This is a genomic window from Frondihabitans australicus (assembly GCF_003634555.1).
Classification (GTDB): Bacteria; Actinomycetota; Actinomycetes; order Actinomycetales; family Microbacteriaceae; genus Frondihabitans; species Frondihabitans australicus.
The window spans coordinates 2,067,052-2,092,177 of sequence record NZ_RBKS01000001.1 but is presented as its reverse complement, the minus strand read 5'-3'; the positions used below and the strand labels follow the sequence as shown (position 1 = coordinate 2,092,177).

The window sequence follows — 25,126 nt, the reverse complement described above, 5'->3', positions numbered from 1 at the left end:
GCCGACGGGTGACAAACGCCCAGCCGCGTCATGGGATGCCGAGTACACGGGAGGCATGGCACATGGCATCACCAGGAGCGCCCTCGGCGTCGACAGGCTCGTGAAAGACGTCCGTCACGGTCGGTTCGAGCAGACCCTGTCGGCGCTGACGGCCATGGGTGCCGTCGTGACCACCCTCGAGATCTTCTTCGAGCACGACAAGGCGAGTTTTGGCAATCGATGGATGTACACGCCGATCGTGGTCGGCCCCATCGCCGCGGCGTCCGGCGTGGCCGGCTTCGTCAGTCACCGACTCGCCAAGACGGTCCTTCCGGCGACGAGCATCGTCGTCGTCGCCAACGGGCTGCAGGGCACGATCCTGCATGCCCGCGGCATCGGTCAAAAGCCCGGTGGATGGAAGAATTTCCGTTACAACATGGAGGTCGGGCCGCCTTTGCTCGCCCCGCTGCTGGTGACCCTGGTCGGCGGGATGGGACTGCTCGCCGCGGTCCTCCGCCGCGAGTCGTGAGCCGATCGACCGGGACGACTCTGCCCCTCCCGCCGGAGGAGGGCGGACATCGCTTCCCCGGCTTCGACGTGCTGCGACAGACCTCGCACTGGGACGACGCCACGCGCGCCGCCGTCACCGACCGGTTGCACGACCTGCCGCCGATCCGGTTCTTCACACCGGCCGAGGAGGCAGCGGCCACGGTCGTCCTCGACCAGCTCATGAACCAGCGCCCGGCGCCCGGCGAGCCCCGCATCGAACTGACTCGGATGGTCGATTCGCGTCTCGCCGAGGACGAGACCGACGGCTGGCACTACGACGACATGCCCGACGACGGCACAGCCTGGCAGCGATCGCTCGCGGCGCTCGACGACGACGCGCAAGCCGTCCACGGAGCCGCTGTCGCGCAACTCGACTGGGAGACCCAGACAGTGCTTCTAGCATCCATCAAGGACTCGACCGACGAGCACTGGCACGACCTGCCGCGCAAGCGGGTGTGGGATCTCTGGTCGAGGTACGCCGCCACGGCGTTCTACTCGCATCCCTACGCCTGGAACGAGATCGGCTTCTCCGGGCCCGCCTACCCTCGCGGATACAAGAACCCTGGCGTCGACAGGCTCGAGCCCTTCGAGGTCCACGACGTGCGGCAGGACGACGACCCGGTGGCCGGCCGCGCCGGAGCGAAGGACCGCTCATGAGCTACGCCGACATCCGCACGCGCAACGAGTCGGCTTGGCTGCTCGAGAAAAACGGAGCGCTCGGGCACGGCCTCCGGCACGACATGCGTCGATTCGACGACGACGACGAAGTCGATCTGGTGATCGTCGGCTGTGGGGCCGGCGGCGGCACGCTCATGCAGCGTATGGCACGGCACGGCTGGAAGGTCGTCGCCCTCGACGCGGGCCCGTTCTGGGACCCGGAGAAGGACTGGGTCAGCGACGAGGCCGGCAGCCACAAGCTGTACTGGACGGAGCCGCGCCAGATCGGCGGAAGCGATCCGGTGCCGCTCGGCTCCAACAACTCGGGCCGCGGCGTCGGCGGATCCATGGTCCACTACGCCGGCTACACGCCGAGGTTCCACCCGAGCGACTTCGAGACCTTCACCCGCGACGGTGTCGGCGCCGACTGGCCGATCGACTACGACGACCTCAAGCCGTTCTACGAGCACATCGAGGCCGAGCTCCCCGTCGCCGGCGACGACTGGCCGTGGGGCGACTCGCACACGTATCCACACCGTCCACATCCGGTCGGCGGAAACGGCGAGATCTTCCAGCGCGGTGCCCTTGCTGCAGGGATAGAAGCCCACGTCGGTCCTGTCGCGATCCCGAACGGGCGCTTCGGCAACCGCCCGCACTGCATCTACCGCGGATTCTGCCTTCAGGGCTGCAAGGTCAACGCCAAGGCGTCTCCGCTCATCACCCACGTGCCCGACGCTCTCGCTCACGGGGCCGAGATCCGCCCCGACGCTCTCGTCACCCGTGTCGAGATCGACGGGCGGACGGGCTTGGCCACCGGGGTGCACTACGTGAAGGACGGCGTCAGCCGGTTCCAACGAGCACGGATGGTCGCGGTGGCTGGTTACTCGATCGAGACTCCGCGGCTCCTGCTCAACTCGACGTCGGCCCGATTCCCGGAAGGCCTGGCGAACGACTTCGACCAGGTCGGCCGGTACCTGATGGTGCAGGGTGCACCCCAGACGGCCGGACGGTTCGACTCGGAGATCAGGATGTTCAAGGCGCCGCCTCCCGAGGTCAGCTCTGAGCAGTTCTACGAGACCGACCCGTCGAAACCGTACAAGCGCGGCTACTCGATTCAGAACATCTCGCCGATGCCGATCACCTGGGCCGAGCACGTCATGGCCCAGGGCCACTGGGGGCGCGACTTCCGCAACTACATGTCCGACTACGTTCACTGGGCGACTCTGGGTGGCCTGTGCGAGTTGCTTCCGCAGGCCGACAACCGGGTGACCCTGGCGGACGAGACCGACCGAACCGGAACGCCCGTGGCGCACTTCGCGTACTCGCTCTGCGACAACGACCGCCAGTTGATGGACGCCGCCACGAAGACGATGGAGACGATTCTCGAGGCCGCCGGAGCCGACGAGACCATCACGATCCAGCGCTACGCGCACCTGGTCGGCGGCGCCCGCATGGCCTCAGACGAGCAGCACGGAGTCGTCGACGGCAACTGTCGCACGTTCGCCGTCCCGAATCTCTACATCACCGACGGCAGCGTGCTGCCCACCCAGGGCAGCGCGAACCCGGCCCTGACGATCATGGCGCTCACCGCACGCGTCGCCGACCACCTCGCGACCGCCGGGCCGACCTTCGGCTGACCGCTCGCACGCACGACAGAAAGGAACACCTCATGGCCATCAACGTCAGTGAATTCATCATCCAGCGCATCCGAGAGTGGGGCGTCACCCGCGTGTTCGGGTTCCCCGGTGACGGCATCGGCGAGTTCGACGGGATGCTCGGCAAGACCGATCGCGACGGCGACGGGCTGGAGTACATCCGCCCGACCCACGAAGAGATCTGCTCGCTCATGGCGACGGCGCACGCGAAGTTCACCGGCGAGGTCGGCGTCTGCGTAGCCACCTCGAGCCCGGGCGCGTTTCACATGCTTAACGGCCTCTACGACGCCCAAATGGACAACCAGCCCGTGGTCGCCATCGTCGGCCAGCAGGGCCTCGCGGCTCTCGGCACCTTCGTGCAGCAGGAGTCGAACCTCGAACGGACTTTCGCCGACGTCGCCTGCTACGTCGAGACCATCACGACACCCGACCAGGCGCAGGTCGTCGTCGACACGGCATTCCGCACGGCGAAGCTGCGCCTGCAGCCGGCTGTGATCGTGCTGCCCCACGACGTTCAGGCCATGGACTGGCAGGAGCCGGCCCCCGCCAACTGGGTGTCCCGCTCGAGCGCCGTGGCCGCGTCGACCGCCATCACGCCCCCGATCGCCGAGATCCAGGCGATGGCCGAGATCATCAACGCCGGGCAGAAGGTGACGTTCCTCGTCGGCCACGGCGCCACCGGCGCGACAGACGAGGTGCTCGAGGCCGCCGACCTGGCCGGTGCGGGGATCATCACGTCGCTCCGCGGCAAGGCGGTCGTGCCCTCCGACGTGGCCTACCACACCCAGCAACTAGGTCTCCTCGGCTCGAAGCCGAGCCTCGACCAGATGAAGGGCTGCGACACCCTCGTCATCCTGGGCGCCAATTACCCCTATGGGCAGTTCCTGCCCGCGACCGGTCAGGCACGTGCCGTGCAGGTCGACCTCAAACCCGAGCAGCTCGGCATCCGCTACCCCACCGAGGTCAACCTGTGGGGCGACGTCAAGAGCGTCCTCACCGCTGTCATCCCACTCCTGAAGCGTCACGACGACCGCTCCTGGCAGGAGAAGGCGGCCGCCGACATGGCCGACTGGGAGACCGAGATGCAGGATCAGGCGGACATCGCCTACGACGACGGCGTCAACCCGCGCCGCGTGTTCGCCGGCCTCAACGACCGTCTGCCCGACGGCGCGATCGTCACCTGCGACGCAGGAACCACCGCCGACTGGTACGGGCACCACATCCGCCTCCGACGCGGCATGATGGGCGACCTCTCCGGTCGTCTCGCGACCATGCTCGCCGCGATGCCCTACGCCACCGCCGCGAAGTTTGCCTACCCCGACCGTCCCGTCGTCTGCACCATCGGCGACGGCGCCTTCCAGATGCTCGGCATGAACGAGCTCATCACCGTGAAGAAGTACCTGTCGCGGTGGAAGAACAAGCAGCTCATCGTCGTCATCATGCACAACGACGACCTCGGGCAAGTGTCATGGGAGATGCGAACCGAAGACGGCAACCCCATGTGGCGCGGTTCCCAGGACGTCGAGACGGTCGACTACGCCGGCTACGCCGAACTCCTAGGATTCCGAGGAATCGCCGTGAAAGACGACGACGCCGTCGCCGCCGCCCTCGACGCAGCATTCGCCCACGACGGCGTAACCGTCATCGACGCGTACGTCAGCCGCAACGTGCCGCCACTGCCTCCGCACATCACCCGCGAGTACGCGCTCAACACCGCCAAGTCGCTCATCAAGGGCGACCCAGTCGAGCTCGACGTCATCAAGGACTCGGCTAAGGCCATGGCAGCCGAGGGATTGGACCGCGTCAAGGGCGCCCTGCATCTCGGCGGCGACCGAGACCTCGACGAGAAAGACGACTGAACGATGCCGGCGGTGACTCGGTTGCGGGTCGACGCCTACACGGTCCCGACCACGACCGACGGCGAGGCGATGCCTGAAAGCGACGGCACGCTGACCTGGAAGAGCACCGACGTGATCGTCGTGGAGATCGACGCCGGCGGTCTGACGGGCCTCGGCTACGCCTACACATCACCGGCGGCGGTCCCGCTCATTCGTGACTTGCTCGCGCCCATCGTGCTCGACTCCCACGTCGACGATCCGACGGCGACCTTCTGGCGCATGGGTGCCGTCGTCCGCAACCTCGGCTGGGTCGGAGTCAGCGCGTCCGCCATCTCAGCCGTCGATGTCGCCCTGCACGATCTGCGGGCTCGGCTCGCCGGCGAGGCGCTGACCGCATTCCTCGCCCGGGGCGCCACGGGCCGTCAGCCGCATGACGGAGTCATGGCCTCTGGAAGCGGTGGATTCACCAACTACTCCGATGCCCAGCTGTCACGTCAGCTCAGCCGGTGGGTCGACGAGGGCCTCAGGGCGGTCAAGATGAAGATCGGCACTCACCCCGAGCAGGATCCTGCGCGGGTCGCCCTCGCTCGCCAGGCGATCGGTGACGACATCGCCCTGTTCGTCGATGCGAACGGCGCCTACGAGCGTTCCGAAGCCATCGACCTCGCTCACCGTTTCGCCGAGCACGACGTGACCTGGTTCGAGGAGCCGGTCTCGAGCGACGACCTCCCCGGGTTGCGTCTCGTGCGCGAGACCGCTCCTGACGGGATGCGCGTGGCGGCCGGCGAATACGGGTGGACGCCCTGGTACTTCCGCACCATGCTCAATGCCGGTGCCGTCGACACCCTTCAGGCCGACGCGACACGGTGCGGCGGCGTCACAGGTTTCGGGCTCGCCGTCGAAGCGGCGGCAGAAGCCGGCGTCCCGCTGAGCGCTCACACGTCGCCCGCCCTGCACGGGGTCCTCGCCCCGGCCTTCGACGACGTCGTCCATGTCGAGTACTTCCACGACCACGTCCTCATCGAGAGCGAGTTCTTCGACGGCACGCCGGCACTCGTCGACGGTCGGCTCCTGGCAGACCTCGCCGCGCCCGGACATGGAATGTCGATTCGGCGGGCCGACGTCGACCGCTACGCACGCGCTTCGTGGCGCTCGTCGTGATCGCGGCGCCACAGCGACACACCACGATCCGGTGCGGCGACGTACTCATCTGTCTCGAGGCTTAGTCCCGCCATGGGGTCGTCCCGTGGCACAGTGCGCGCAGCGCGGGCTCGTGGCACGACGATGCGCATGAGGCCGTTCTGTACCGTCGGATGGTCGCGAGACGCCCCCATGTCCTTCCCCTTCCCGAATCCACACCAGAGCCGATTGTCTGAGGGTACCGACGCGATCGCAGGGGAGGCAACGAGGGCGATCGCCGACGCGGAGGCATGGGCTGCACCGGCTCACAAGCGGTTGCCGGGCGAATTCCCTCTGCGTGGAACGGCCTCTCGGGGTACAAGGCCGCTTCTCGTCTCGCGATCCCGCGTACGTTGCCGGGCATGACGTACAGCCAGCCGGACCCCGCCGAAGAGACCACCGCCGACGTCGAGCCCGAACAGCCCGACACCGACCCGGAAGAAGTCGAATCGGAGGGCGGCAACGAGACGGACACAGACGTTCACAGCGACGACGTCCCCACCGGTCGCGACACGACCGACGACACCGAAGGCGGCGGGCAGAACTGAACCGCCACACACGGACGCACACCATCCGACGAAGGAGTCGACCATGAGCGACACGAACGACAACACACCCGACGAGCAGGAACCTGCCACCGGATTCGACCAGACGAACGGGCTTGCCGGCGACCTCGTCGGACAGCCCGACGACGACGCCGGGACCGACGACGACGCGGAGAGCGACATCGGCTCGATCTACACGGGCAAGACGCCCGCAGGCGACGACTGATGACTGTTTCATGGCCGCCCTGCCCGGCCGTGGACTGCGATGAACCGCTGAGCCCGAGCGTAGGTTCGACGGCATGAGCGACGATGAACTCTCTGTCGAGACACTCGGCGGACCCGCACCTGATCCTGCGAACCCGGCCTCAAAAGATCCCGAGGACTGGGTCACCGGCGACGAGCCCAGGACGGCCGCCCAGAAGAGCTACCTCGACACGCTCGCCCGCGAAGAGCTGCCCGCCGACATGACCAAGGCCGAAGCGAGTGAGCACATCGAGCGGCTCCAGCAGAAGACCGGGCGCGGGGCATGAGCCTCAGCGTCCGCCGGTCGTAATGGCAGACGGCTTGCCCTCTTCAGACGACCGCCCGGATGCGGCACATACGAGGCCCGATGGTGTCACGAACGAAACGGTGGAGGCCCTCGGCAAACTCTCCGAGGCTCTCGAGGTCGTCGAGCAGGCCCGAGGGTTCCTTTACGGATTCCACCGACTGACGGGCCGTGCGGACCTCGCACTCGGCGAGGCCGCCGACCTGTTCGACGCGGCTGGGCAACGGGAGCTGGCCGACCGCCTTCGCAACGGCGTGATCGGCCGCAATGTGATCCACGGCCGATGGACGTTCCAGGTCGTCGAGGACTACGACGACGGCTACTACGCCACGGTCAAGGACTTCGAAAAGACGGCTCGCGATGACCTGGTCGGGGGTCGCCGCCACCTCTTCGAGGCGGAGATGAAGGAGGAGCGGCGAACGCACGGTCGCGCCCACCACGAGGCTCGCCCGAACGACGAGCTGTGACTTTCACTCGATGCGGGAGTCTCGCACCCGTCCGATGACGCTGTCGACGATGCCGGCGGCCAGCGCCGCCGCGACGAAGCCGAGCGAGACGCCGAGCCCGAGGGGCAGGGCCTTGGAGTAATCGCCGTGCTGTGACGCCAGTGTCCCGTAGAAGAGGCTGCCGACCGCCGCGATTCCGATCGCCGATCCGACGCGGGCGCCGACCTGGATCAGGCCCCCGGCCGTGCCTCCTTGCGATACGGGGACTTCGGCCAGGGTCAGTGTCTGATTCGGGGCGATCGTCAGCCCGGAGCCGATTCCGCCCACGAGCAACGGGACGATCAGCCACCAGCCGAGGTCGGGCCCGTAGTGGTAGGTGACGACGATAATGACACCCGCGAGGCCCCACAGCACGAGGATGCAGCCGACGATGATGAGCTGCCGGCCGAACCGGTGCACGATCCTGCCGCCGATCGTCGCGGCGATGCCCGAGCCGACGGCGAACGACACCGTCGACACACCAGCAAGGAGCGCGGAGTACTTCAGGCCCGACTGCAAGGCGAGTGTGACCACGAAGAACAACGGAGTGAAGCCGCCGAAATAGGCGGTCGCGAGGAGCACCCCCAGCGAGAACGAACGTCGTGTGAACAGCGTCAGGTCGACGACGGCCTCGCGGGTCTTACCGTAGTGACGCTCCCAGAGAAGGAACAGCCCAGCGAAAACAACCGCCACGACGACCAGCCAGTACTTGCCGGCGCCGGGCCACTCCTGCGATTGCACGAACGGCAGCAGAAGAGCCACCACGGCCGCGCCGAGAAGAGCGATTCCAAAAGGATCGAAATCGTGCCGCTTATTGTCGCGCTCTTTCTTGTCGGCCGGTATGAGACGGAACGCGAGCAGGATCGTGATGATGCCGATGGGCAGGTTGACGTAGAACACGAATCGCCAGCCCTCGGTCTCGCCGAAGGCCGCGATGAGCGCCCCGCCCGCTAGAGGCCCGATCGCCGTCGCGATTCCCGTCGTCGCGCCGAAGAGGCCGAACGCCGTGCCCCGCTCGCGCCCCTGGAACAGCTGCTGGATGAGCGCTGTGACCTGCGGGGTGAGCAGGCCACCCGCGAGCCCCTGGACGAGACGGGCGATGACCAGGAAGAGACCGTTGGGTGCGAAGCCGCAGAAAGCGCTCGCCAGCGTGAAGAGGGCGATGCCGAGCACGAACATGCGCCGCCGCCCCGTGACGTCCCCGAGCCGACCACCCGGCACGAGCAGGAGCCCGAACGACAGGGCGTAGCCCGACAACACCCACTGCACCGCTTCCGCCGAGGCACCGGGAAGCCCCTTCGAGATCGACTCGAGAGCGACGTTAACGATCGAGACGTCGAGGAGCACGATCCCGCCGCCGATGAGGATGATGACCAGGGCTCGCCACCGGTTCGGGTCGTCGCCGTCGTGCTTCCGCTCCGTAGCCTGCTGACGGTCGGCTGCTGGTCGAGGCGGCTGCTCACCGACGATGTGTCGACCGTGATGCCCGTCGACGCCCGTCGGGATCGCATCAACCGGCAGGGATTCATCGGCATGCGAGGGGCTCATGATGTCACACGGTATGCCCGACGGCCTGACGTGGCGAAGCCGGGCGTACCCCACTGAGCGCGTCTGTGGACGGGGCTCTACGGGCCGATGGAACGCCGATCAGAGTCGGCCAAGGTCGGCCGTAGCACTGTTCGCTGGTCGGTGCTTGTCCAGAGTGGGTCTGGAAGAGGACTAGACAGGCCCAGAAATGCCGCATTACGAGGCGACTTGGGAGTCGGTCAGTGCTTCCTGATCGCCTTGATCAACTCACTCTTCCGCTTGTCTGAGTACCCGGTGAGGCCAAGCTCCTTCGCACTTTTCCGGAGGTCGGCGACCGTCCAATCGTCGTAGGAGCCGCTCTCACCTCCCTTCCTGCCGACCGCGGACTTCCCGCGCTTTGCGGCAGCGTTTGAAATCCGGGCTGACTTCTCCTTGGAGTTGCCCTCTTTGCGGAGTTCCTCATACATCTCGGGATTCTTCACCCCGTTCATTTGTCGTCCTGGCATAGCCCGGACCCTACGCCGATCCGCTGTCGCAGCGCATGAGCTCAATGAGATGGGCCTAAGGGTGCGGAGATCTTGCAGCAGAAGTCAGGTGTCGCTCCCCGGCCTGGTCCCAGTGTATGGCGCGGGAGAGGCCGGGTAGGGTTCGACGTCCCTACGTCATGAGGGAGCACGCGCGTCAACCCCGAGCGTTCCGGACGGTGACCCGATACCGTTCGTTTACCCGCATCGCCGGGTAGGTCGGCCCACGTCCTGGGTCGCATCCGGGTGCGGGCGCGCATCCCCCATGCCCGCCCGCACCTGCACCTCAAATGGCCTCTCACGTAGTGGGGCGGTTTCGCCGGTGGATGTCCTTCGTGATTTGGGATCGGCGAAAGACTGGAAAGCGTGGCGCCTTCTCATGCCTGCGTGAGAAGGCGCCACCGGGTGATCTGGGCACCCCGTGAGGTTCGGAAAGGTGCCTCTCCCGGTTTGCCCCGACGATGCCACCTGACAACGGGGCGTACGCCGCCCGCAGCGCCCTCCGACACGAGTTCGGCATCACTGAGCTGCCGCACCTCGGCATCGATTCCTGATCTCCACTTCCATCACCAGCAACACCCGCATCCACTGAGAGGCACCGTCATAGCCGTCCGCCACCGCTACATCGAGGCCTCACCCGAGGCCGTCTTCCGCGTGCTGGCCTACGGCTGGCTGTTTCCGAGCTGGGTCGTCGGGGCGTCGCGCATCCGCGAGGTCGACGCCGCGTGGCCGGCGCCCGACTCGCAGATCCACCACTCGTTCGGCGTCTGGCCCGCCGTCATCGATGACACGACGTCGGTGATCGCGTGGGACGCTCCCCGGCACGCCGAGTTCGTCGCGCGCGGCTGGCCGATCGGGGAGGCGCACGTGATCATCGACGCGCAGCCTCGGGGGAGCGGAAGCGTCGTCCGCATGGACGAGTACGCGTCGTCGGGTCCGGGCGCCCTCGTGCCGGAGCCGCTCATGGCGGTGGCGATCAAGGTGCGCAACACGGAGGCGTTGCAGCGCCTGGCGTGGCTGGCCGAGGGCGGAGCCGCCTCCGACCAACCCGAGGTCCGCTGAGCGCCAGTCGCTGTACCCCGCACACCACGGAGTGTGTAGACCGTCACCATGAAGGCTCTCACTTACCAGTCCGTCGAGAACGTCAGCGTCGAAGAGGTGCCGAACCCCACGATCGTCGAGCCCGGCGACGCCGTGATCCGTGTCACCTCCGCCGCCATCTGCGGCAGCGACCTCCACCTCTACGACGTCTTCGGTCCCTACCTCGACAAGGGCGACGTGCTCGGCCACGAGACGATGGGCGTCGTCAGCGAGGTCGGGCCGGGCGTCGAGCGCATCCACGTCGGTGACCGCGTCGTCGTGCCCTTCGTGATCGCCTGCGGGCACTGCTTCATGTGCGATCGCGGCCTGTTCTCGCAGTGCGAGACCACACAGGTGACCGAGTACGACTCGGGCGCCACCCTCTACGGCTACACGAAGCTGTACGGCCAGATTCCCGGTGGCCAGGCCGAGTACCTCGGCATCAAGCGCGCCGACGCGAACCTCATCGTGGTCGGCGACGACCTGCCCGACGAGCGCTATCTCTTCCTCAGCGACATCCTGCCGACCGCCTGGCAGGGCGTCGACTACGCCGAGGTGCCGGAGGGTGGCACGCTCGTCGTGCTGGGCCTCGGCCCGGTGGGGCAGTTCGCCTCGCGGATCGGCGTGCACCGCGGCTACCGCGTCATCGCCGTCGACCCGGTGCCCGAGCGTCGGGCGATGGCCGAGCGCCATGGCGTCGAGACGCTCGACCTCACCGACGACATCTCTGACGTGATCGCGAAGCTGACCGACGGTCGTGGCCCCGACTCCGTGGTTGACGCCGTCGGCATGGAAGCCCACGACCACGGCCCGGTGGGCCTCTTCCAGAAGGCGGCGGCACGCCTGCCCGACCGCGTCGCGCAGCCGCTCATGCAGAAGGCCGGCATCGACAGCCTGTCGGCCATGCACCTCGCCTTCGACATCGTGCGGCGCGGCGGCACCGTCTCGCTGAGCGGCGTCTACGGCGGCACGGCCGACCCGACGCCGTTCCTCAACCTCTTCGACAAGCAGGTCACGATCCGCATGGGGCAGTGCAACGTGCAGAAATGGACCGAGACCCTCCTGCCCCTCGTAGAAGATCCCGCCGACCCGCTCGGCACGGAAGACCTCGTCACCCATCCCGTCGCGCTCGATCGCGCGCCCGAGATGTACGAGATCTTCAAGAAGAAGGAGGACGGCTGCATCAAGGTCGTCTTTAAGCCGTGAGCCCTTCGGCGGCGGGGCTTCACGAGCACTTCGAGCAGGAGCACGCCCTCCATGACGACCCGTGGAGCGTGACCTCGCGGTGGTACGAGATCCGCAAGCGCGCCATCACCCTCGCTTCGCTCCCCGACGAGCACTACGGCCAGGTGCTCGAGGTCGGTTGCTCGATCGGGGTGCTCACCGAGGAGCTGGCTCGCCGAGTTGACCGGGTGCTAGCCGTCGACGTGGCCGAGAGTGCTCTGTCTCGCGCCCGGGAGCGGCTCGCCCCGCTCACCCACGTCGAGGTCGCCCGCGTCGATGTCGGCGAGGGCCTGCCGCCCGGCCCCTGGGACCTCATCGTGCTCTCCGAGGTGGCCTACTACCTGAGCCGAGACCGGCTCTCCGACCTCGTCTCGCGCATCGAGGAGCAGCTCGCCCCGACCGGCGTGCTGCTCGCCTGTCATTGGCGGCGCGACGAGCCCGACTTCGTGCAGACCGGCGACGCCGTGCACCGCCTCATCGCCTTCGAGTCGATGCTGAGTCGGCTGGTGCATCACGAGGAGGCTGACTTCGTGCTCGACGTCTTCGGTGTCGACGACCGTTCCGTCGCGCGCAGAACAGGCATCGTGTGACCGGAGACTCCCAGATGGACGGCAAGATCCAGTCGGTCGCGGTCGTCGTTCCGGCTCGCGACGAGGCCGCACTCATCTGCCCGTGCCTCGACTCGCTGATCGCGGCGCGTGCCGAGGTCGCCGTCACCCACCCCGCCGTCGACGTGACGATTGTGGTGGTGGCCGATGCCTGCGCGGATGCGACCGAGGAGATCGTGCGCTCGTACGGGGATCGCGGCGTCGACCTGGCCGTCGTGCGCGTGGGCCGCGTGGGCGTGGCGCGCGGCATAGGCATCCGCCGGTCTCTGTCGAGCGGCGACGGGCCGGCGCTGCGGTCGGCGTGGATCGCCAACACCGACGCCGACTCCGTCGTCCCGGCGCTGTGGCTGACACACCAGGTCGAGCTGGCCGACGCCGGGGCCGACGTGATGGTCGGTACCGTGCGGCCGGATCCTGCCGACCTGACCGCCGACCAGTGGGCTCGGTGGACCGCGACGCATGAGCGCGGCAGACCCAACGGTCACGTGCACGGCGCGAATCTCGGAGTGCGGGCGAGCGCGTACGAGGCGGTGTCGGGCTTCGACCCCGTGGCCGAGCACGAGGACAACCTGCTCGTCGCGCGCCTCCGCGAGCGCGGCGCTGTGATCGTCGCTTCCGACGTCGCGGAGGTCGTGACCTCAGGTCGGCCCGTGGGCCGGACGCCGGGGGGATACGCTGCTCACCTCGTCGAGGCGCTGTCGGACAGCCGGGAGCCCGGTCTCGAACCACAGGCTGCGCCGTGATGCGCGTCGCGCTCGCCCCCGGTGAGCCCGGACCGGTGACGGCCCGGGCGCTGGACGCGCTGCCCGAGACCGTCGACGACGCCCTCGACCTCGGCAAGGCTCTCGGGCCCCTCCGCCCCTTCGTCGGACTGGGCGGCAGCCTGGACGTCTGGGAGGCCCTCGCCACGCTCGGAGCGCACGACCTCGGCGTCGCCCGGGCCATCGAGCCGCACGTCGACGCGCTCACCATCCTCGACCAGGCCGACTCGTCGCAGATCCGCGGCGGCACCTGGGGCGTCTTCGCCGCCGAGGGCCCAGGTGCGCGCCTCGAGGCGGTGGAGGGGCCGCGGGGCTGGGAGCTCCGGGGCGTCAAGCCGTGGTGCTCGCTGGCGAGCGTGCTGTCGGACGCGCTCGTGACCGCCTGGGTAGACGAGTCGGAACGCCGGCTCTTCCGGGTGCGACTCGGTCAGGCATCGGTCAGGGTCTCGTCGGAGCCCTGGCACGCACGCGGGCTCCAGGAGATCCCCAGCGGCTCCGTCGAGTTCTCCGGCGCCCGCGCGTTCCCCGTGGGCGAGACCGGGTGGTACCTCCGGCGGCCGGGATTCACGTGGGGCGGCATCAGCGTCGCAGCGTGCTGGTTCGGAGGTGCCGTCGGGCTGGGACGAGCCCTCCTCGACGCGTCTCGGCGACCCTCCCGGCACGACGACGCGATCGTGCTCATGCACCTCGGCATCGTCGACGCCCGGCTGACCGAGGCGCGCTCCGCCCTGGCCGGGGCCGCCGCCGTCGTCGACTCCGGCCACGACGCCGTCCTCGTCGGCAAGCGGGTGCGGGCCACCGTGGCCCGGTGCGCCGAAGACGTGCTCCTGCACGTCGGCCACGCCCTCGGCCCCGAGCCCCTCGTGCGAGACCGCGAGCACGCGAAGCGGGCGGCCGACCTCGAGGTGTACCTGCGTCAGCATCATGGCGAGCGCGACGACGTGTCGCTCGGGCGGAGCGTGCGCGACTACGGCGTCGAGTGGTGATCTTCGACTCCGACGACCCGGGCACGGCCGCGTCGGAGTGGGCGGACGATCCGAGGTGGTCACGACTTCCCCGGCTCGGGCTCTCCGGCTTCGACCGTCTCGTGGTCGTCGCCGCCCACCCCGACGACGAGACGCTCGGCGCCGGGGGACTCCTCGCGGCCGCCGTCGCACGAGGCCTCGAGGTCTCGGTCGCCATCGTCACCGACGGGGCCGCGGCCGATCCCACGGCGGGGCCGGACCGGCGTGACGCTCTCGCCCGGGAGCGGGCCGACGAGGCCCGGGCGGCTCTCGCGCTGCTGGGCGTCGACGACGTGCGGCTGCTGGGCTTCGCCGACGGGGGCGTCCGCGAGGAGCGCGCCGCCGTCTCCGACGCTCTCGACACCCTGCTGGCGAGTGACGTCGCGCCGGCCCGAGCCGTGGTCGTCGCACCGTGGCGCGGGGACGGGCACCGCGACCACCGGGTGGTCGGCGAGATCGTCGACGACCTCGCCGCCCGCCGCGCGTGGACCGTGTGGGCGTACCCCATCTGGCTCTGGCACTGGGGCGCTCCCGAGAGGCCTGAGGTGCCGTGGACGAGCCTCGGCACGTTCGGGCTCTCGGGCTCCGCGCAGGCCGCGAAGGCCGCGGCTCTCGGCCGCTACGACTCTCAGACGTCGGGGGAGCGGCCCATCCTGCACGAGAGGTTCCTCGAGCACTTCCGGCGCAACCACGAGCTGTTCGTCGTCGAGCGCGCCTGATGGAAGCTCTCGATCGTGCCCGGGCGTAGCGTCCACCGCATGGACTACAGAACCCTCGGTAACTCCGGCGCGATCGTGTCGGAGCTGACACTCGGAACCATGACCTTCGGCGTAGAGGCCGACGAGACCACGAGCCACCGCATCCTCGACACGTTCGTCGAGCACGGCGGCACCTTCATCGACACGGCCGACGTCTACTCATCGGGCGTCTCGGAGACGATCATCGGCCACTGGCTGGCCGACCACCCGGCCGAGGCCGCGCAGGTGGTCGTCGCCACCAAGGGGCGCTTCCCCATGGGCGACGGGCCCAACGACCTGGGCCTGTCGAGGCGTCACCTCCGCACGGCCCTCGACGCATCCCTCGACCGGCTCGGGGTCGAGCACATCGACCTCTACCAGATGCACGCGTGGGACGCCATCACGCCCCTCGACGAGACGCTGACCTTTCTCGACGACGCGGTCACGGCGGGCAAGATCGGCTACTACGGCTTCTCGAACTACCTCGGCTGGCATCTGACGAAGGCCGTGCATCGGGCCAGGGCCCTGCACCTGCAACCGCCGGTGACCCTCCAGCCGCAGTACAGCCTGCTGGTGCGCGACATCGAGCACGAGGTGGTGCCGGCCGCCCTCGACGCGCACGTCGGCCTGCTGCCCTGGTCGCCGCTCGGCGGCGGCTGGCTGACCGGCAAGTACAGGCGAGACGAGTCGCCGACAGGTGCCTCGCGGCTCGGTGAAAACCCGTCGCGCGGCATGGAGGCGTGGGAGGCCCGCAACGCCGACCCCCGCACCTGGGCCGTGCTCGACGCAGTCGAGGGCACCGCGCACGATCACGAGGCGACGGCCTCGCAGGTGGCGATCGCGTGGCTCCTGGCCCAGCCGGCGGTCACCAGCGTGATCCTGGGCGCCCGCACCGTCGAGCAGCTGGTCGACAACCTCGGCGCGTCGTCGGTGGAGCTGACCGCCGACGAGCTCGACCGGCTCGGGGAGGCCAGCGCACCCCGCATCGACGATTATCCCTACGGCACGGCGGGAGTCGCCCAGCGCAACCGCAACATCGCGGGTGGTCGCTGACGGTGGGGGACACCCCGACGACCGAGCTCCTGGCGACCTGCTGGACCTCGGCCGGTGACGTCCGCCCGGGACTCACTCCGGACGAGAGCCCGGTCGCCTTCGAAGACCGGGTCGCGGCCGTGGCGGAGGCCGGGTTCACGGGCATCGGCCTCGAGCTGGCCGACCTCGAGTCGGTGCGGAGGTCTCGCGGCCTCTCGTCGGCGCGCACGCTGATCGCCGATCACGGTCTGACCCACGTCGAGGTGGAGTTCCTGAATGACTGGTGGCTCGACGGCGACCGGCGTGCCGACTCGGATCCCCGGAGGCGTCGGCTCCTCGACGCGGCGACCGCCCTGGGCGCGCACCCCATGAAGCTGGGCTCGGGGCAGCCCGGTGACGATCACGCGTCCGGTCGTCTCATTGACGAGCTCGGCAGGCTCGGCACCGAGGCTAGGGAGGCGGGCACGCGCCTGGCGGTCGAGACGGGTGCCGGCTCCGGCCTCGACCTCGTCGACGACGTGCTGCCGGCGGTCGTCGCCCTGGCCGATCCTCACGTCGGGCTGATGCTCGACCCCTGGCACTTCGTGCGGAGCGGTACGCCTTACGACGTAATCACCGGAATTGCGGCGTCGGCCATCACGGCGGTCGAAATCTCCGACGGCGCCGCCACGGCGATCGGATCGTTCTTCGGCGACACGTTCGACCGGAGGCTTCTGCCCGGTGACGGCGCATTCGACGTCTCCGCGTTCGTGTCAGCCGTGCGCGGCACGGGCTGGACGGGCGCGTGGGGTGTCGAGGTCATGTCCGACGTGCTCCGGGCCCTGCCGGTCCCGGTCGTGCTGCAGCGGGCCTTCACGGCGGCGACCCGCGTGCTCGGCGCCGAGACCGGCTCGCCCTGAAGCACCTCTCGGGGTACAGGAAACTCGAAGGTGACTAGATTCCAGTCACAGGCGCCACCCGGCGCATCGAAAGGGAGTCACAGTGTCCACCACCAGCTCATCCGGCCGTCCGACCACCGTCACGGTCTCGTTCATCATCTGGCTCGTCGTCGTCCTGGTCAACATCCTGCAAGGGATCGTGAGTCTCGTCAGCGGCAACTCGAGCGCATCGACCGCTCAGAGCGTGGGAACCGCGCCGTTGGTCGGGACCGCCATCTTCGCGTTCATCCTCGCTGTCGTCGAAGTGATCATCGTCTTCCGGATGCGCGACGGCCGCAACTGGGCGCGCATCGTGCTCCTGATCGTCGCCATCCTCCAGGTGATCGGCGTCGCAGGGGTGGGAGCGCTCTCCGGTGGCAACGCCTTCGGCTGGATCGGCGGAGTCGCGGTCGTCGTCGCCACCATCCTCATGTTCGTGGGCGGCGCGAACGCTTACTTCCGCCGCCGCTGAGACAGGCCTGCCGCAGCGCTGCGCAGCCACGAAGAGCGGAGTCTGGACGTGCGGTGTCAATCCCTGTCCGCATCGTGCGCGGCCGCGTAGCGTCACGCGAGGCGATTCCCACCCCGCCGCGGCCGGCGAACCCTAGCGCCGGCCGCGAGGGCGCCGCCCGGACCCGACCGTGGCGGCGCCCTAATTCATCGCGCCTCGGGCCAGCCGGCGGAGCCGACTCAGCCGGCGGGGTTGTCGACCGGGGTGCCGTCGTCTGTGGTCCCCTCGTCGGGGTCGACCTCGTCAGCCTGGGGCGTCTCGTGGTCGATGCCGTGGGTCTCCCCGTTGTCGTCGTCGTGATCGTTGTTGGTCGTGTCGCTCATGCTCTACTCCTCGGGCTCATCCGGCTCGCCGCCGGAGACGTAGTCGGTGTCGGTGTCGCCGGCATCGCCGGTCGTCGAACCGTCGTCGAGATTCTCGGTGTACTCCTTGTCGGCCTCGCTGAGGTTCGTAGAACCGTCGGGCTGACCGTCGTGTGTGCTGTCATCGCTCATCGTGCCGACGCTACGCATACGTCGCCCTTCTGGTCCGCATCCGCCTGACGGGCTTGACGTTGCACCGTCACCGTGCAGGAGCGACGAGCCCGTGCGTTTTCAGGACAACTAGGTTGCTAACTTGGTTGACTACTAGTTAGGTGTGTCACGTACGCAGTGTGAGAGAGAGTCAGGGAGGCACCATGAGCGTCATCAACCCCCGCTCCATCCGGGCCGGTTCGTCCGCCCAAGAGGCCGAGCGTCGTCACCACCTGATCACCATCGGCATCTCCGGCGCGGCTGCGGTCGCGTGCCTCCTCACGGCCGTCGCCGCGGCGGCGGGGGTGCTGCAGTGACCGACCAGAAGACGGAGGCAGGAGCGCGATGACCGACACTTTCCTGAGCCGCGAGCGTCAGCATCTCTACGCGGACAGCCCCGAGACGTCGGCCGGGGCCCAGGTCGTGGCGGCCATCCGGCTTCTGCGCGAGGCTACGGACGCCGCCGAGAAGCGCGCACTGGCTCAGCTCGACCTGACGGCCTCCGACACTCTGGCGCTGCGCTATCTCATGCAGGCGGAGCGAGACGGCCGCCACCTGGGCCCCAACGACCTCGCGCGGCTCCTGGGATTCTCCAGTGCTGCCGTCACCAAGCTCGTCGACCGGCTCATGAAGGTCGGTCGCATCGAGAAGACTGCGCATCCATTCGACCGCCGAGCCGTCGTGATCCGTCCGACCGTGCAGCTCATGCACGACATGGACGCCGCCTACAGCCACGTCGACTCACCCCTGGTCGACGTCGTCAACCGCCTCTCGGCAGACGAAGCCGAGGCGGTCATCCGATTCGCCCACAGCCTGACCCGAGCCCTACGAGGAGAGCGAGAATGAACGAGACGCCCCGCCCGATGAAGCGTCGTACGCGACACATCTCACCGTCGATGCTGGCCCGTGATGCTCTCGACCAGGCGGTCCACACCACGCACGCCACGTCTCAGACCGTCTCCGACGGAGTGATCCGATGAGCGTCTACTCGAGCGCCCCCGGAGTCGCCCCGGCGCACATCGGCGCATATCCGCGGCGCCGACGGGGTTTCATGAACGACACCCGCCTGGCCTCGCTCGACACGGTCACGCCGGCGGCCGACCGTGCTGCGCGACACGGGGGTGAGCCTCGCTATGTCGACTTCCTCCTCGGCTGACACCCTGGCGTCGCGCGCTTCGGTGGCGACCGACGCGCTCGCGTGGAAGGGCGTGGACGTTGCGGCAGGGGAGCACCGCAGCTACTACGACCTCGCTCTGGCCGACGACGACTGGTCGGACTACTGACCTGCGGGCGGCTCAGTCGGAGCTGACGGAGAGGGCGAGGTCGTCGCCGCTCCGAAAGCGCTCCAGGAGGCCGTGGATCGGCGACTCTTGGCCGCTCCCGTCGGAGAAATCGACCTGGTCGGTGTCGAAGAACCTGTCGAAGCCGGGGATGGCGCCGATCAGGGGATCGTTGAGGGCCCGGTAGCCCATGCTCCAGTTCGGGAAACGGCGCTCGTCTTCCTCCTCGCAGAGCAGCAGGCGCACGTCGGTGTGACGCGGGTCGCCCGCGATACGGGCGTAGCGGTCCTCGACGGCCGATGGCTCGCCCTCGAGAATCTGCACGAAACGTCCGGCGTCATGGAGCAGAAGTCCCGTGATGCCCAGGCGCCGGTTCGACGCGCGGCTGTTCATCAGCAGGGTGATGAGGTCGCCGTCGCCGAAGTCGAACGAGGCGCGACTCGACTATGCGAGAAGAAGCATGGGGTCTCCGGATCTGTCGGCACATCATTGTGGCAACGACAGCCCTCCGTGTGTAGCCCCCGGATGGGCGTCTCGGAGGTCGCCCCATCGACTCCTGCGATCAGCCCAGAAAGCGGGGTCGCACTGTCGTGGATGGCTTTCTAGCCTGGAGACAGGGCGCTCGCAGGCGGCGTCGGGGGAGACGGTATGCCGCTGAGACGGGCAGCTGAAGACATGCGGAACGTGTACGCGAACGAGATCGCGCGAGCCGTGGCGTCAGGCCACGAGCCCGACCCGTATGCGGTGGCGAGTTGGGTGCGATACGAGGCAGAGGCTACGGCCCCGTCACCCGCCCTGCGCGAGGGCCGCGCTGGAGACTCGCCGCGCTGACTCTGTGGTCGGCTCGCCACGGTGACTCGGGGCAGGAGCGCCGAGGCCGGGGGACGGGGCGTCTGTCAGAACGCCGTGCATCGTGTCTGTAGCGGGCGGCGGCGGTGGCCGCGACCTACCGTCGACCGCTCCAGCAAAGGAGAATCACATGGCACAGACCATCGAGACCATCGACGTCAACGTCCCCGTGTCCGTCGCATACAACCAGTGGACCCAGTTCGAGGAGTTCCCCAAGTTCCTCGACGAGGTCGAGTCGATCACTCAGCCGACCGACATCCTGACCATCTGGAAAGTCAAGGTCGGCCCGGTCGAGAAGACCTTCGAGGCTCAGATCACCGAGCAGCACCCCGATGAGCGCGTCGCGTGGAACTCTACGGGAGGCGAGGCGGACCACGCCGGCGTCATCACGTTCCACAAGCTCAGCGACACCGAGACGCGGCTGACCGTGCAGATCGACTGGGAGCCGACGGGCGTGTTCGAGAAGCTCGGCTCCACGCTCGGTGCCGACAACCACGCCGTGAAGAAAGACCTGCGGAACTTCAAGGAGTACATCGAGTCGCAGGGCTCCGAAGACGGCGCATGGCGCGGCGAGGTCGACGCGTGAGTGACCTCGACGACGTGCGTTGGAACGACGAGGCGCGAGAAAAGATCGTCTCCGACGCCGACCGCGTGCTCCGCGAGGCCGTGAGCTCGGTGGCTCACGACTTCGCGGGCGGCACATGGGAAGACGCCTACCGGTCGTTGAACGAGCGACTGAAAGACCGCTTCATCGACTACGAGCCCGGCCCCGACGTGCGCAAGTACGCCGAGAAGATCGCCGACGGCGCCTACGCCTGAGCGAGGCCGGGGTGGCAGCCGCCGACGGCGCCTACGCCTGAGCGAGGCCGGGGTGGCAGCCGCCGACGGCGCCTACGCCTGAGCGAGGCCGGGGTGGCACCTTATTTCTTGCTGACTTTGTCTTTCACGGCGCCTTTGACCTTCTCGACGACGTTGGGCTTCGGCGTCGTGCCGTAGAAGCGCTCGTCGGGCTGGGTCGGTGCTGGCCACGGCACGGTGCCCTCCGGCCCGTCGAGGTAGGTGAACGTGCCCTTCCCGTCGGGGGTGGGGCCGTTCGCCCATGAGCCGTTCTTCGCTTCCTGCCCGTCGGAGAAGTTGATGAATTTGTACTCCTCCTCCCTCAACTCCTTCGACAGCGGGAAGTTCGACGGGATCGGCAACTCCTCGATGCCCTCCTCCTGGAGCTCTTTCGCTGCCGCCGTCCACTGGTTCTGGTGGCCCGTGTCGCGTGCGAGAAGGAACGACAGCATGTCGCGGACCCCGTGGTCGTCGGTCATGTTGTAGATGCGGGCGACCTGAATGCGGCCCTGCATCTCGGCGTTCGCGTTCGCGATAACGTCGGCGAGGAGGTTGCCCGACGCGGTGATGTACGAACCCTGCCACGGGTTGCCGTTCGAGTCGACTGGACGCACCCCCGCACCGGCGACGATCGCCGCCTGGATGTCGGTGCCGCCCACCACCGCGGCGAGAACGGGGTCGGCCTTCATCGCGGCCTCGCTCTGCTCCACGGGGGCGGTCTCGAGCAGCTGCGCGATCATGGTCGCGATCATCTCGACGTGACCGAACTCCTCCGCGCCGATGCTGCACAGCAGGTCGCGATACTTACCGGGCAGGTGACTGTTCCACGCCTGGAACCCGTACTGCATCGCGACCGTGATCTCGCCGTACTGCCCACCCAGGATCTCCTGCATCCTCTTCGCATACGCGGGATCCGGCTTCGACGGGCTCGACGTGAACTGCAACTCTTGCTTATGGAAAAACATGGTTTCCTTCCGGTGAACAGGCCGGTCGACGCGCTGACGGCGAGGATCTCGGCACCGTTTCCGTGGACGGTAGCCGGGTGGTTACTGCGCAGGACGGGCTTGACAAAGGCGACGCGAGCCCCAGTCATTTGAGGCCGGAGCGCGCGAGCCCTTCGACGAAGTACTTCTGGAACGCGACGAACAGGATCACGATCGGCAGGATCATGAGCAGGTTGATCGCCATGATCGCGCCGTAATTCGAGGTGTACTGCCCTTGGAGGTCGGCCACGATGCCGATGGGGAGCGTGAACTGGTTCTGATTGCCCGAGAGGGCGACCAGCGGCCAGCCGAACGCGTTCCACTCGCCCATGAACGTCAGCAGGATCAGCACGGCGAGCAGCGGCTTGCACAGGGGGAGCACGACCGAGCGGAACGCCCGGAACTGTCCGGCGCCGTCGACCCGAGCGGCTTCGACCAGCTCGTCGGGGATGGCGATGAAGAACTGGCGAGCGAGGAACACGCCGAAGATCACGGCGCTCTCCGGCAGGATGACGCTCCACAGCGACCCGTAGAGGCCGAGGCCGACCGACAGCTTGAACTGCGGCACGATGATCGCCTGCGGCGGGATCATCATCGTCGACAGGAGCACCAGGAAGAGCGCGTTGCGGCCGCGGAAGCGCAGCTTGGCGAAGGCGTAGCCCGCCAGCAGGTTGCAGATCACGGTGATGATCGTCGTCATGACGGTGATGAACAGCGAGTTGCCGAACCAGCGCCACACGGGGAACGCCTGGAAGGGCGCGACGAAGTTGTCGATCGTGAGATGCCTCGGCCAGAGGTGGAGCCCGGGCGCGTACAGATCGGCTCGGGTCGAGAATGCCGTCAGCAGCATCCAGTAGAGCGGAAAGGCCATCACCACCGTGATGACGATGGCGACGGTCAGGCGGAGCCAGAGCAGGCGGCCGTGCTTCCTCTTCGGGCCGCGCGGCGTTCGCGCGACCTCCGGCAGCCCTGACCCGACCTCGAACACATCGGTGAGAGACGACACGTCAGACTCCCTGCTCGGCGTGCTCGCGCCGGATGTTGAGCCGCCACTGGACGGCGGTGATGGCCAGGGTGATGAGGTAGATCGCGACGCCCACGGCGGCACCGTAACCCAGGAGCGACGGTCCGGACTCGTCGAAGGCCAGCCGGTACGCGTATGACACGATCGTCGTCGTCGAGTAGCCGGGGCCACCCCGCGTCATAGCCCAGACGGTGTCGAAGACCTGGAACGAGTAGATGAGGTTCATGATCAGGAGGAAGAAGGTCGACGGGCCGAGCAGCGGCAGAGTGATGTAGCGGAACGACTGCCAGCCCGAGGCCCCGTCGACGCGTGCCGCCTCCTGCACGCCGGCGTCGACGCCCTGCAGCCCAGCCAGATAGATGAGCATGTCGAAGCCGACGCGCTGCCAGAGCGTGACGAGGATGATCGACGTGAGCGCCCAGGCGCCGTTCGACTGCCAGTCGACCGCCGGCAGACCGATAGCCTGCAGCATCTTGTCGATGAAGCCGTTGTTCTGATCGAACATCCATGCGCCGAGGACGCCGGTGGCGACCCCCGAGACCACCAGCGGCAGGAAGATGATCGACCGGAACAGGGTGCGGCCCGGCAGCACGCCGTTGAGCAGCACGGCGATCGCCAGCCCGAGGGCCATGCCGACGGGCACGGTGCACAGCGTGAAGACCCCGGTGTTGGCCATGGACTGCCAGAAGACCGGGTCGGTCACCATCGTGACGTAGTTGCCGAATCCGGCCCAGGTGATCCAGCCCAGTGAATCCAGGTTCTGAAAGCTGATCACGAAGGCGTAGACGAGCGGGAAGAGCGTGAAGAGGCCGAGCATGACGAGGTTTGGCAGGATGAATCCCGAGGCGGCCAGCGTCGTGTTCGCCCGGACCCTCAGCGGCTGCCTCGCATCTCGGGCACCGCGGAGTCGGAGCGGGTGGACGGTCATGCGCCGATCGCCTCTCGGATCCCGGAGGCGATGGCTCTGAGCGTCGACTCGCTGCTTCCGCCGTGGAGGCCGAGTTCGAGCTCGTCCTGCAGCGTGGTCGAGATGCTGGCGAATGCTGGCACGGTGGTCTCCTTGACGACGACGTCGGTGATGGTGGTCGCCTGCTTCGTGAAGACGGCGAGACTGTCGGGGCGAGTGGGGTAGTCGAGCATCTCTGCGGCCAGCGTCCTCAGCGTCGGCAGCTCGGTCGCCGACTCGCAGAAGCGCTTCATGGAGTCCTCCGAGACGAGGAACTTCATGAAAGCGGCGGCGAGGTCGGGGTTCTTCGTGCCCTTCCACCCGACGATGGCGTTCCCGCCGAGGTCGGAGGCGGCCGTCTCGTCGCGGGGCATGAACGTCGTGCTCCACTCACCGCCCTGGTATCCGTTGGCTTTATCGGCGATCTCAGGCACGAGAAAATCGCCGATGAACGACATCGGCGCCGTCTGGTTCAGGAAGAAGTTGTCGGAGTAGACGGTCGTCTTGATGGTGTTGTTCGCGGGGACCCATTTCTTCGTGAAGAAGCTCTTGGTGAAGTCGAGGGCCTTCGCGGCGGCGGAGCTCGGCAGGGCCGGCCGCTTCAGGTCGGCGGAGAGCAGGGAGCCACCCGCCTGATAGAGGAACGACGACCAGCGGTAGGCGCCGGCCGCCGTCCAGTCGTAGGCGAACGGGTACTTCGAGGCGGGGAGCGAGGCCCGCAGCTTCGCGGCGACCGTGCTGAACTCCTCCCACGACCAGGCATCCTCCAGTCGATCGGGCACGGCGCCGATGCCGGCCGTCTCGAAGGCCTTCTTGCTGTAGACGATCGCCGTCGTGTCGGTCTGGTGGGGAACGCCCCAGGCGCGGTCGTCGTACGTGACCGAGTTCCAGAAGGCTGGCAAGAAGGCCTCGGTCTCTGCGCGCGAGAAATACGGGGTGACGTCGAGGAGCACACCGTGCGAGATGTACTTGCCGATAGAGGTGTAGTCAACGCGGAAAAGATCGGGAGCCGTGTTCGACACGATTCCACGATCGATGCTGGAGAAGAACCCGGTATAGGGGAGCACCTTCAGGATGATCTCCGTACCCGGGTTCCGCTCCTCGAACCGTCTCTTGATCTCGGCGAATCCGGCCGTCTCACCGCTGCTGCCACCCCAGTAGGCGAAGGTCAGGGTTCCGGTGACCTTTGTGCCGGTGGCGCGCGACCCCGCTGGCCCGCCCGCGGCGACCGGCCCGGGCGTGGAGGCGCAGGCGGCCAGGACAGCCGTCGCCGCTGCTCCCACGGTGCCGGCCAGAAGGCCGCGTCGAGTGATCGTCGACGTCTTCATGTCGTGCT

Annotated in this window: 31 protein-coding genes and 1 pseudogene; 23 read left to right on the top strand and 9 right to left on the bottom strand. The window is 68.0% G+C overall.

What is annotated here, in order from left to right:
• Positions 1-55: 55 nt before the first annotated feature.
• From C8E83_RS09785 to C8E83_RS09745, 9 genes are all read left to right on the top strand, one after another.
• On the top strand, positions 56-508 hold the full coding sequence (locus tag C8E83_RS09785) for a hypothetical protein (RefSeq protein ID WP_121369720.1): 453 nt from the start codon (positions 56-58) through the stop codon (positions 506-508).
• Entirely contained in the window at positions 505-1,185 is a 681-nt protein-coding gene (locus C8E83_RS09780; protein ID WP_245981569.1) for a gluconate 2-dehydrogenase subunit 3 family protein, read from the top strand. The genes C8E83_RS09785 and C8E83_RS09780 overlap by 4 nt, the downstream gene beginning before the upstream one ends.
• A complete protein-coding gene (locus C8E83_RS09775) occupies positions 1,182-2,822 on the top strand; it encodes a GMC family oxidoreductase (RefSeq protein ID WP_121369718.1) in 1,641 nt (546 codons plus the stop codon). Before C8E83_RS09780 ends, C8E83_RS09775 begins: the two co-directional genes overlap by 4 nt.
• Before the next feature lie 32 nt (positions 2,823-2,854).
• Positions 2,855-4,699: a thiamine pyrophosphate-requiring protein gene (locus C8E83_RS09770; protein ID WP_121369717.1), complete on the top strand. Its 1,845-nt coding sequence runs from the start codon at positions 2,855-2,857 to the stop codon at positions 4,697-4,699.
• A 12-nt stretch (positions 4,700-4,711) separates the two neighbouring features.
• Positions 4,712-5,839, top strand: a complete 1,128-nt coding sequence (locus tag C8E83_RS09765) for an enolase C-terminal domain-like protein (protein WP_211331683.1) — start codon at positions 4,712-4,714, stop codon at positions 5,837-5,839.
• A 380-nt stretch (positions 5,840-6,219) separates the two neighbouring features.
• On the top strand, positions 6,220-6,405 hold the full coding sequence (locus tag C8E83_RS09760) for a hypothetical protein (protein ID WP_121369715.1): 186 nt from the start codon (positions 6,220-6,222) through the stop codon (positions 6,403-6,405).
• A gap of 43 nt (positions 6,406-6,448) precedes the next feature.
• Entirely contained in the window at positions 6,449-6,628 is a 180-nt protein-coding gene (locus tag C8E83_RS09755) for a hypothetical protein (protein WP_121369714.1), read from the top strand.
• 73 nt (positions 6,629-6,701) lie between these two features.
• A complete protein-coding gene (locus tag C8E83_RS09750; RefSeq protein WP_121369713.1) occupies positions 6,702-6,932 on the top strand; it encodes a DUF3072 domain-containing protein in 231 nt (76 codons plus the stop codon).
• 22 nt (positions 6,933-6,954) lie between these two features.
• A complete protein-coding gene (locus tag C8E83_RS09745) occupies positions 6,955-7,416 on the top strand; it encodes a hypothetical protein (RefSeq protein WP_121369712.1) in 462 nt (153 codons plus the stop codon).
• Positions 7,417-7,419: 3 nt separating this feature from the next.
• On the opposite strand, the gene C8E83_RS09740 is transcribed toward C8E83_RS09745, so the two are convergent.
• Positions 7,420-8,982, bottom strand: a complete 1,563-nt coding sequence (locus C8E83_RS09740) for an MFS transporter (protein ID WP_121369711.1) — start codon at positions 8,980-8,982, stop codon at positions 7,420-7,422.
• Positions 8,983-9,200: 218 nt separating this feature from the next.
• The gene (locus C8E83_RS09735) at positions 9,201-9,467 is read right to left on the bottom strand and encodes a DUF7218 family protein (protein WP_121369710.1); all 267 of its coding nucleotides are present in this window, start codon (positions 9,465-9,467) and stop codon (positions 9,201-9,203) included.
• A 672-nt stretch (positions 9,468-10,139) separates the two neighbouring features.
• On the opposite strand from C8E83_RS09735, the gene C8E83_RS09730 reads away from it, so the two are divergent.
• From C8E83_RS09730 to C8E83_RS09690, 9 genes are all read left to right on the top strand, one after another.
• Positions 10,140-10,547, top strand: coding sequence for an SRPBCC family protein (locus C8E83_RS09730; protein ID WP_245981568.1), 408 nt, complete (start codon positions 10,140-10,142; stop codon positions 10,545-10,547).
• Positions 10,548-10,595: 48 nt separating this feature from the next.
• Positions 10,596-11,771 carry an alcohol dehydrogenase catalytic domain-containing protein gene (locus C8E83_RS09725; protein ID WP_121369709.1) on the top strand — a complete coding sequence of 392 codons (1,176 nt, stop codon included), beginning with the start codon at positions 10,596-10,598 and terminating at the stop codon, positions 11,769-11,771.
• A complete protein-coding gene (locus C8E83_RS09720) occupies positions 11,768-12,379 on the top strand; it encodes a class I SAM-dependent methyltransferase (protein ID WP_121369708.1) in 612 nt (203 codons plus the stop codon). The genes C8E83_RS09725 and C8E83_RS09720 overlap by 4 nt, the downstream gene beginning before the upstream one ends.
• Positions 12,376-13,140: a glycosyltransferase family 2 protein gene (locus C8E83_RS09715; protein WP_245981565.1), complete on the top strand. Its 765-nt coding sequence runs from the start codon at positions 12,376-12,378 to the stop codon at positions 13,138-13,140. Before C8E83_RS09720 ends, C8E83_RS09715 begins: the two co-directional genes overlap by 4 nt.
• A complete protein-coding gene (locus C8E83_RS09710; protein ID WP_121369706.1) occupies positions 13,140-14,144 on the top strand; it encodes an acyl-CoA/acyl-ACP dehydrogenase in 1,005 nt (334 codons plus the stop codon). The genes C8E83_RS09715 and C8E83_RS09710 overlap by 1 nt, the downstream gene beginning before the upstream one ends.
• A complete protein-coding gene (locus C8E83_RS09705; RefSeq protein WP_170159907.1) occupies positions 14,141-14,881 on the top strand; it encodes a PIG-L deacetylase family protein in 741 nt (246 codons plus the stop codon). Before C8E83_RS09710 ends, C8E83_RS09705 begins: the two co-directional genes overlap by 4 nt.
• A 39-nt stretch (positions 14,882-14,920) precedes the next feature.
• Positions 14,921-15,952 carry an aldo/keto reductase gene (locus tag C8E83_RS09700; protein ID WP_121369704.1) on the top strand — a complete coding sequence of 344 codons (1,032 nt, stop codon included), beginning with the start codon at positions 14,921-14,923 and terminating at the stop codon, positions 15,950-15,952.
• A gap of 2 nt (positions 15,953-15,954) precedes the next feature.
• Entirely contained in the window at positions 15,955-16,830 is an 876-nt protein-coding gene (locus tag C8E83_RS09695) for a sugar phosphate isomerase/epimerase family protein (protein ID WP_170159906.1), read from the top strand.
• Positions 16,831-16,912: 82 nt separating this feature from the next.
• Positions 16,913-17,320 carry a hypothetical protein gene (locus tag C8E83_RS09690; protein ID WP_121369702.1) on the top strand — a complete coding sequence of 136 codons (408 nt, stop codon included), beginning with the start codon at positions 16,913-16,915 and terminating at the stop codon, positions 17,318-17,320.
• 218 nt (positions 17,321-17,538) lie between these two features.
• On the opposite strand, the gene C8E83_RS19495 is transcribed toward C8E83_RS09690, so the two are convergent.
• Together C8E83_RS19495 and C8E83_RS19490 are read right to left on the bottom strand one after the other, a co-directional pair.
• A complete protein-coding gene (locus C8E83_RS19495) occupies positions 17,539-17,682 on the bottom strand; it encodes a hypothetical protein (protein ID WP_170159905.1) in 144 nt (47 codons plus the stop codon).
• Between the two features lie 3 nt (positions 17,683-17,685).
• Positions 17,686-17,853: a hypothetical protein gene (locus tag C8E83_RS19490; RefSeq protein WP_170159904.1), complete on the bottom strand. Its 168-nt coding sequence runs from the start codon at positions 17,851-17,853 to the stop codon at positions 17,686-17,688.
• A 182-nt stretch (positions 17,854-18,035) separates the two neighbouring features.
• Between C8E83_RS19490 and C8E83_RS19485 the strand changes: the two genes are divergently transcribed.
• From C8E83_RS19485 to C8E83_RS19480, 3 genes are all read left to right on the top strand, one after another.
• Positions 18,036-18,188: a hypothetical protein gene (locus tag C8E83_RS19485; RefSeq protein ID WP_170159903.1), complete on the top strand. Its 153-nt coding sequence runs from the start codon at positions 18,036-18,038 to the stop codon at positions 18,186-18,188.
• Between the two features lie 28 nt (positions 18,189-18,216).
• A complete protein-coding gene (locus C8E83_RS09680; RefSeq protein WP_121369700.1) occupies positions 18,217-18,717 on the top strand; it encodes a MarR family winged helix-turn-helix transcriptional regulator in 501 nt (166 codons plus the stop codon).
• Between the two features lie 287 nt (positions 18,718-19,004).
• Positions 19,005-19,154, top strand: a complete 150-nt coding sequence (locus C8E83_RS19480; RefSeq protein ID WP_170159902.1) for a hypothetical protein — start codon at positions 19,005-19,007, stop codon at positions 19,152-19,154.
• Between the two features lie 12 nt (positions 19,155-19,166).
• Here the strand turns inward: C8E83_RS19480 and C8E83_RS09670 are convergent.
• Positions 19,167-19,580: pseudogene (locus C8E83_RS09670) on the bottom strand (BLUF domain-containing protein); the annotation flags it as partial.
• A gap of 550 nt (positions 19,581-20,130) precedes the next feature.
• Here C8E83_RS09670 and C8E83_RS09665 point away from each other — a divergent pair.
• Together C8E83_RS09665 and C8E83_RS09660 are read left to right on the top strand one after the other, a co-directional pair.
• On the top strand, positions 20,131-20,586 hold the full coding sequence (locus C8E83_RS09665) for an SRPBCC family protein (RefSeq protein ID WP_121369697.1): 456 nt from the start codon (positions 20,131-20,133) through the stop codon (positions 20,584-20,586).
• On the top strand, positions 20,583-20,819 hold the full coding sequence (locus C8E83_RS09660; RefSeq protein WP_245981561.1) for a hypothetical protein: 237 nt from the start codon (positions 20,583-20,585) through the stop codon (positions 20,817-20,819). The genes C8E83_RS09665 and C8E83_RS09660 overlap by 4 nt, the downstream gene beginning before the upstream one ends.
• 101 nt (positions 20,820-20,920) lie before the next feature.
• Here the strand turns inward: C8E83_RS09660 and C8E83_RS09655 are convergent, their stop codons facing one another.
• The 4 genes from C8E83_RS09655 to C8E83_RS09640 all read right to left on the bottom strand — a co-directional run bounded on the left by C8E83_RS09655 (position 20,921) and on the right by C8E83_RS09640 (position 25,118).
• The gene (locus C8E83_RS09655; RefSeq protein WP_121369695.1) at positions 20,921-21,802 is read right to left on the bottom strand and encodes a manganese catalase; all 882 of its coding nucleotides are present in this window, start codon (positions 21,800-21,802) and stop codon (positions 20,921-20,923) included.
• A 124-nt stretch (positions 21,803-21,926) separates the two neighbouring features.
• Positions 21,927-22,826: a carbohydrate ABC transporter permease gene (locus C8E83_RS09650; protein ID WP_245981559.1), complete on the bottom strand. Its 900-nt coding sequence runs from the start codon at positions 22,824-22,826 to the stop codon at positions 21,927-21,929.
• 1 nt (position 22,827) lies between these two features.
• A complete protein-coding gene (locus C8E83_RS09645; RefSeq protein WP_121369694.1) occupies positions 22,828-23,772 on the bottom strand; it encodes a carbohydrate ABC transporter permease in 945 nt (314 codons plus the stop codon).
• Positions 23,769-25,118, bottom strand: a complete 1,350-nt coding sequence (locus C8E83_RS09640) for an ABC transporter substrate-binding protein (protein ID WP_170159901.1) — start codon at positions 25,116-25,118, stop codon at positions 23,769-23,771. Before C8E83_RS09640 ends, C8E83_RS09645 begins: the two co-directional genes overlap by 4 nt.
• Positions 25,119-25,126: the final 8 nt, after the last annotated feature.

Bases quoted from the DNA above. Each gene is read 5' to 3' on its own strand.
- C8E83_RS09755 (WP_121369714.1), top strand. From the start codon at position 6,449: ATGAGCGACACGAACGACAACACACCCGACGAGCAGGAACCTGCCACC.
- C8E83_RS09725 (WP_121369709.1), top strand. From the start codon at position 10,596: ATGAAGGCTCTCACTTACCAGTCCGTCGAGAACGTCAGCGTCGAAGAG.
- C8E83_RS09745 (WP_121369712.1), top strand. From the start codon at position 6,955: ATGGCAGACGGCTTGCCCTCTTCAGACGACCGCCCGGATGCGGCACAT.
- C8E83_RS09735 (WP_121369710.1), bottom strand. From the start codon at position 9,467: ATGCCAGGACGACAAATGAACGGGGTGAAGAATCCCGAGATGTATGAG.
- C8E83_RS09760 (WP_121369715.1), top strand. From the start codon at position 6,220: ATGACGTACAGCCAGCCGGACCCCGCCGAAGAGACCACCGCCGACGTC.
- C8E83_RS09785 (WP_121369720.1), top strand. From the start codon at position 56: ATGGCACATGGCATCACCAGGAGCGCCCTCGGCGTCGACAGGCTCGTG.
- C8E83_RS19480 (WP_170159902.1), top strand. From the start codon at position 19,005: ATGTCGACTTCCTCCTCGGCTGACACCCTGGCGTCGCGCGCTTCGGTG.
- C8E83_RS19485 (WP_170159903.1), top strand. From the start codon at position 18,036: ATGAGCGTCATCAACCCCCGCTCCATCCGGGCCGGTTCGTCCGCCCAA.
- C8E83_RS09645 (WP_121369694.1), bottom strand. From the start codon at position 23,772: ATGACCGTCCACCCGCTCCGACTCCGCGGTGCCCGAGATGCGAGGCAG.
- C8E83_RS09640 (WP_170159901.1), bottom strand. From the start codon at position 25,118: ATGAAGACGTCGACGATCACTCGACGCGGCCTTCTGGCCGGCACCGTG.
- C8E83_RS19490 (WP_170159904.1), bottom strand. From the start codon at position 17,853: ATGAGCGATGACAGCACACACGACGGTCAGCCCGACGGTTCTACGAAC.
- C8E83_RS09710 (WP_121369706.1), top strand. From the start codon at position 13,140: ATGCGCGTCGCGCTCGCCCCCGGTGAGCCCGGACCGGTGACGGCCCGG.
- C8E83_RS09750 (WP_121369713.1), top strand. From the start codon at position 6,702: ATGAGCGACGATGAACTCTCTGTCGAGACACTCGGCGGACCCGCACCT.
- C8E83_RS09700 (WP_121369704.1), top strand. From the start codon at position 14,921: ATGGACTACAGAACCCTCGGTAACTCCGGCGCGATCGTGTCGGAGCTG.
- C8E83_RS09665 (WP_121369697.1), top strand. From the start codon at position 20,131: ATGGCACAGACCATCGAGACCATCGACGTCAACGTCCCCGTGTCCGTC.
- C8E83_RS09680 (WP_121369700.1), top strand. From the start codon at position 18,217: ATGACCGACACTTTCCTGAGCCGCGAGCGTCAGCATCTCTACGCGGAC.
- C8E83_RS09775 (WP_121369718.1), top strand. From the start codon at position 1,182: ATGAGCTACGCCGACATCCGCACGCGCAACGAGTCGGCTTGGCTGCTC.
- C8E83_RS09655 (WP_121369695.1), bottom strand. From the start codon at position 21,802: ATGTTTTTCCATAAGCAAGAGTTGCAGTTCACGTCGAGCCCGTCGAAG.
- C8E83_RS09740 (WP_121369711.1), bottom strand. From the start codon at position 8,982: ATGAGCCCCTCGCATGCCGATGAATCCCTGCCGGTTGATGCGATCCCG.
- C8E83_RS09770 (WP_121369717.1), top strand. From the start codon at position 2,855: ATGGCCATCAACGTCAGTGAATTCATCATCCAGCGCATCCGAGAGTGG.
- C8E83_RS19495 (WP_170159905.1), bottom strand. From the start codon at position 17,682: ATGAGCGACACGACCAACAACGATCACGACGACGACAACGGGGAGACC.